This is a genomic window from Desulfovibrio sp. An276 (assembly GCF_002159665.1).
Lineage (GTDB): Bacteria > Desulfobacterota > Desulfovibrionia > Desulfovibrionales > Desulfovibrionaceae > Desulfovibrio > Desulfovibrio faecigallinarum.
In genome coordinates this window covers 1-1,728 of the sequence record NZ_NFJC01000072.1, presented here as the reverse complement: position 1 = coordinate 1,728, position 1,728 = coordinate 1, and the positions used below count along the sequence as shown (strand labels likewise).

At 37.3% G+C, this 1,728-nt stretch carries 2 protein-coding genes; one reads left to right on the top strand and one right to left on the bottom strand.

Translation table 11 applies throughout. The features are described from left to right. Positions 1–850 (top strand): pectinesterase family protein (locus B5F76_RS14670; RefSeq protein WP_204218444.1); only part of this gene is annotated, 850 nt, incomplete at its 5' end. 10 nt (positions 851–860) lie between these two features. Here B5F76_RS14670 and B5F76_RS14665 read toward each other — a convergent pair. After that, on the bottom strand, positions 861–1,728 hold an 868-nt coding region (locus tag B5F76_RS14665; RefSeq protein WP_204218443.1), incomplete at its 5' end, for a hypothetical protein.

Below are 1,728 nucleotides of genomic sequence, written 5' to 3'. Positions count from 1 at the left end.
GTTTTACGTAAACCAGGCGACTGGGGCGGACACGCTGGACTCAGGGAGGGGAGAATCAGAGAGCAAGCCGTTCAAAACTATCCAAGCGTGTCTAGATTATATCTGCAGTAATTATAACATCGGAACTTATGACTTAACTATCCACGTAGCAGCTGGAACATATGCGGAATGCATAGTAATACCAGAAATAAACCGAACAACAGGTACCCTCCGTCTATATGGAAATTCAAAAACAGATACTATTATCGAAACAAAATATAATGCACCGCGTCAAGCGCTTACTGTAACTGCTAGCAGCTTCGCAAGAGTTGATATCCGTAGATTTACTATTAGAGCATTAGATAGCAGGGTTAATCCTAACGGTTCTAATATATATGTTGATGCGCTTGATATATCACAATATGCATATGTATATATGACAGATTGTATACTAGAAGGATATCAAACTGAAACAACAGATGAAATAGATCTTAATAGAATAAGAATAGTAAATTCTAGTGGAAAAATTGAGTTGAATGCTCCTATGACAATCAAAGGTATTTTTAGCTCAACAAAAAGCAATAAAATAACAGGACTTATTACTTATACTAATGGAACTATTGATATTATAGGTGATACAAGTACAAATATTTTTGAAATATCAGGTTCATTTGTTTTTGTTTCTAGTACAGTTGGAGGTAAAATAGCTAGGAATACAAATAGCCTGCCAGTTATCACTGGTGAAGCTACTGGAAAGAGATATTATTGTACTAGCGGAGGAGCTATAGCGGTTGCTGGTGGAGGAGAAGAATATTTTCCTGGTTCTACTGCTGGTACTGTTCAATCAGAAACTTATTCTTGGTATGCTTGATATTCATAATCTATTTGTACCAGCTATATGACGCTGTTTCTACAGTTCCAGCACTGTCTCCCGGAAAGTATTCCGTTCCTTGCCCCCCTGTATTTATAGTTCCTCCACTTGTCGCTTCATACCTTTTTCCTGTTGCAGATTTATCGCCTGGTACAGTAAAAACAGGGTCTACCAGGTAAGAAGAGTTCACAAAAATACTTCCTCCACTAGCCATGGCAAAACTTGTGCATTCACCAAATACTGTTATTTCTCCTTCTACTGAGCTATCATTAGAGCCTTCGATTCTTATAGTTCCTCCACCATCTGCAAAAAATACATATAGCCAGTTGGCATTTCCTTTATGATATTCTATAGAACTTTCGTTGCTATACAGACATAATGACAGTTGGCTACTATTTCCAGCATGAAACATTCTAATAGTTGCTGTGCCAGAGCTAGGAGATTCTCCACTATATTCTGTCTTTATTGTGCAACCAGTTAAATTAGCTGTTGAATTTGTTCCGACAGATATTGTATGAAAGAAATTTGCTATTCCGTTATTAGGAGAATAAATATTATGTATAATATTAATATTTCTAATATACCATACTGAATTACTCCTAATGGAAACTAAATTACCATTTTCTGTAGAAATAGTTACTGTTTCATTTGTAGCTGCTTGAATAATTATATATCCGCTTGTCCGTGAATATGAGCCAAGCGTCAACTTTTCCTCATACGTACCAGAAGATACGATTATTGAAACAATATAATTGCCAACATTATAGTTACTAGACACGTAGTTTGCGCACGCCTGAATCGTCTTAAACGGCTTGCTTGCCGACTCACCTCTGCCCGTGTCCAGCGTATCGCTCCCCGTCGCCTGGTTTACGTAAAAC